General features: G+C 38.0%; 3 protein-coding genes. 2 read left to right on the forward strand and 1 reads right to left on the reverse strand.

What is annotated here, in order from left to right:
* The first annotated feature begins 259 nt into the window (after positions 1-259).
* Positions 260-1,633, forward strand: coding sequence for an SGNH/GDSL hydrolase family protein (locus DNK84_RS09420; protein WP_119344277.1), 1,374 nt, complete (start codon positions 260-262; stop codon positions 1,631-1,633).
* A gap of 69 nt (positions 1,634-1,702) precedes the next feature.
* Here the strand turns inward: DNK84_RS09420 and DNK84_RS09425 are convergent, their stop codons facing one another.
* Positions 1,703-3,286 carry a SulP family inorganic anion transporter gene (locus DNK84_RS09425; protein ID WP_407920618.1) on the reverse strand — a complete coding sequence of 528 codons (1,584 nt, stop codon included), beginning with the start codon at positions 3,284-3,286 and terminating at the stop codon, positions 1,703-1,705.
* A gap of 278 nt (positions 3,287-3,564) precedes the next feature.
* Between DNK84_RS09425 and DNK84_RS14355 the strand changes: the two genes are divergently transcribed.
* Entirely contained in the window at positions 3,565-3,717 is a 153-nt protein-coding gene (locus DNK84_RS14355; RefSeq protein ID WP_162902145.1) for a hypothetical protein, read from the forward strand.
* Positions 3,718-3,855: the final 138 nt, after the last annotated feature.

The following is a 3,855-nucleotide window of genomic DNA, read 5'->3' on the forward strand; positions in this document are numbered from 1 at the left end:
TAACTTAGTGCCATTAGTGCTTAAGTAGTTGCTGAAGTTCCTTTGTGTGTTCCATGCTTCTTTTTATTACGTTTTTAGCAAAACAAAAATGACATGAAAACGCTTAAAAATAAAGGGGTTCAGTGGCTACTGTCCTGTAGTGTGGTAAAAATACTATAATTTTACAATATTGATAAATTAACTGTTGATTATTAGTCATAATAAAGTCTACTATATCTACTATTGCTTTTCTATTATTTTATCTGGAGGCTTTTGATATATGAGATGGGAGAAGTTGTGTTGTATACTTTGTTTAGCGCCTGCTATGGTTTTAGCTAAGGCGGGTATTAACGTGTATGTGAATAATAATTGTCATGAACCTTTAGCGTTTATTCAAGAAGATACTGATTCAGCTAAGATAGATAAGCAAGTCACGGTGGCGCCTTATCAAGTGCAGCTGTTAAACTATGTTTCAACTGGCTACTGGTTTGATACGGAAGTTGAAAAGAATATTATTATCAAAGATAAAAGCCAGCAGCAGATTGGACACTTAAAGTTTCGTTTAGAAAATAACTGGGATAATAATCAGTACCAGTTAAAAGCAATTGAAGGTGTGATTCAAGTAGATAATCAGGTAAAAAGCTGGCATAACTGGTATGGCACCCCTAATATTACGATAATGACTTGCCCTATTGATGTTGATTTTAGCCAAAGTCCAATATTTGCTAACGCATCACGGGTGCTTATTTTTGGTGATAGTCTTTCAGATAAGGGAACTTTATTTGAATATACACAAGGTATTATCCCAGATGACAAGCACTATTATAATGGAATGTTTTCCAATGGTGATGTATGGTCATGGCGACTAAAAAACGCACTCAAACAGGATGGTATCAGTCTAAGTAATTATGCTATTGGTGGCGCGACAGCGGTGTTAAATCCGGATTTGGAACATTTGCCTTATAGTCTGGATGAAGAGGTAAATATGTTCTTCACGAATGCAAAGCTTAAAAACTGGCAAGACTTCAGCCGTTTCCCTGCAATTATCTGGATTGGTGCCAATGATTATTTGACTGAACCTGCTAATTTATCAAAGCAATCGATTGAATACTTGACTGACCATGTAGTTGCTTCCATTAAGGCTAACACGATCAAATTGCTTGATAAGGGTGTATCGAAGTTTGTTTTCATTGGCCTGCCTGATCTCTCTAAAGTGCCAGAGAGTGTCGATGATTTGCATAATACTAAGATAACCAAAGCATTATCGCAGTTGCATAATCAGAAATTAAAGCAAATGGTAGCTGAGTTAAAATCAAAATATAAAGGAAAAACCTTTATTTTTATTGATATTACGCCACTTTTTAAGCAAATGTTGGAAAACACAGAACTGTTTAATAAAGATTATCATTTGAATATTCACGATGTTAACAATTCTTGTTGGCAGGGTGGTTATACAATGGAAAATCAGCAGGCCTATAATACTACCTTACCAAGAACGGCAGACATTAAAGCCGCACTGTTGGTCAAAGAACAAGGAAAGTTGTGTTCAAATCCGCAAAACTATTTATTCTGGGATCGCGTACATCCAACAAGACAGGTCCAAAAGATCATTTACCAAGTATTGATAACAAAACTTGGTGCAGTTATTAAATAATCATAATTTAACCATACCCATCACAAACTTCTGGCATCGAATATCGCAGAATGATTTATGATGGATATATTAACCAAGTTTATCGCTGGCAATATGGTAGTCTGGATCTTCTAAAACATTGACTTCAACGAGATTACCAGCCTTACCTAAAAGTGCTTTACATTCAGGGCTTAAATGTCGAAGGTGCAGGTTTTTACCAAATTTATTATAGCGATCAGCCACATATTGTATGGCATCGATTGCAGAGTGATCAGCGACACGTGAATATTTAAAATCAATGATTACTTCTTTGGGGTCTTTTTCAGGTGAAAAAAGTGATTTAAAGCGCGTGCTTGAGCTAAAAAATAAAGGGCCATGTAGCATGTATTCTTTACTGCCATCCGCTTTGATATACGTTTCGGTATAGATATTTTTTGCTGTTTGCCAGGCAAACTGCAGTGAGGCCAGAATAATACCTGTAATCACGGCAACAGCAAGATCAGCCAACACGGTGACAACCGTGACAACGATGATAATAAATGCATCATGCAGCGGGATTTTACGAATAAACTTAAAGCTTGCCCATTCAAAGGTTTCAATTACTACCATAAACATTACACCGACAAGTGCAGCTAATGGAATAAGCTTAATTAGCGGCATGGCCACAACGATAAAAAGTAATAGGAAGATTGCTGCGGTGATTCCTGATAAACGCCCTCTGCCGCCTGAGGTAATATTAATCATACTTTGGCCAATCATCGCACATCCGCCCATGCTCTTGAAAAAGCCTGAGATAACGTTTCCAACGCCTTGGGCAATGCATTCCTTATTACCACGGCCACGGGTTTGTGTGCGCTCATCAATTAAAGACAGTGTCATCAATGACTCAGATAAACCAATGACAGCTAAAATAAATGCATAAGGTACGATGATAGTAATAGAATGCCAGCTAAATGGGATATGTGGTACACTAAAAACATGATGAACGGCATCTTTGGCAGGCCCAATCATGTCACCCACATTTAAAATATGTTTTGCCGGTAAAGGAATAAATAGCGCAATTAAGGTGACAACAATAATCGCTGTTAATGCAGAAGGAATTGCTTTTGTAAATTTGGGTAAATAATGGGTGATAAGCATCGCAAGAATAACCAGTCCAATCATGGTATATAAATCAATCCCGTGCAGCCATACTTTATGGTCAAGTCCTGTTGGTATGTATTTAAATTGCTGCAGTTGCGAGAGGAAAATAACGATGGCTAAGCCATTCACAAAGCCAACCATGACTGATTTTGGCATCATGCGGATGAATTTTCCAAATCCAAGTACGCCAACAATAATTTGAATAATACCGGTTAAGATAATGGTCGCGAATAAATACTGCATGCCAGTTAGCGGGTCGTTCGGGAACAGTAGCATAATAGAAACCAGCACAACAGCCATGGAGCCAGTTGCCCCTGAGATCATTCCAGGGCGTCCACCAAATACAGCAGTGATAAAGCACATAAAAAAGGCAGCGTATAAACCAACTGTAGGGTTAACACCAGCAACAAGGGCAAAAGCCACGGCTTCAGGCACAAGTGCTAAAGCAACGGTGAGTCCTGATAAAAAATCCGTGATGTATTTGCCATCTTGATTTGGCATTAAAAAGCGTTGTAAGTAGATTAATAGCATAAGAATTATGTTTCATCTATATCATTGAGATGGCCACACAGTGTACACGTTCTTATGCTTTTTTCAAGGGATTGCTTTACTTCATGATCGGCAATCAATCGATTAAAAATAGTGATTAATTTAACTAATAATAATGATTATTTGTGGTTTTTGAAGAAGATTAAAAAATAATTTTGTGATCTGTATGGACTTCATAGAAATACTCAGTCATTATGATTTTTGCCTTTTTGTTGAGGTAAAAATAAAAGGAAAATCATCTAAATATGGAGAATAATTTAATGAGTGCGCCAAGCAAAGCTAAGGCAATCAAGCTGGACAATCCAGCCCAGAAAAAGGCTAGCCACCAGTCTGGAACCGAACTACACATAATGCAAGGTAACGAACATTATGAAGCTGTAGTAAGGGCGGTCTATCAGCCACAACGCAAGTGAAGGTATTGAGCCCCGTAATATATCATCGTCGCACCTGATCAAGGTTTTCATTTGCCTGAAATCAGCACTACGCAATACGTAAAGGCGAGTATGCGTGGAGGTGCCGGGGTCTGAGTCCGTAGCGGGTAGATGAACTGA

It is taken from the genome of Facilibium subflavum, from assembly GCF_003574485.1.
In the GTDB taxonomy this organism is placed as follows: domain Bacteria; phylum Pseudomonadota; class Gammaproteobacteria; order Francisellales; family Francisellaceae; genus Facilibium; species Facilibium subflavum.

Bases quoted from the DNA above. Each gene is read 5' to 3' on its own strand.
- DNK84_RS09425 (WP_407920618.1), bottom strand. From the start codon at position 3,286: ATGCTATTAATCTACTTACAACGCTTTTTAATGCCAAATCAAGATGGC.
- DNK84_RS09420 (WP_119344277.1), top strand. From the start codon at position 260: ATGAGATGGGAGAAGTTGTGTTGTATACTTTGTTTAGCGCCTGCTATG.
- DNK84_RS14355 (WP_162902145.1), top strand. From the start codon at position 3,565: ATGAGTGCGCCAAGCAAAGCTAAGGCAATCAAGCTGGACAATCCAGCC.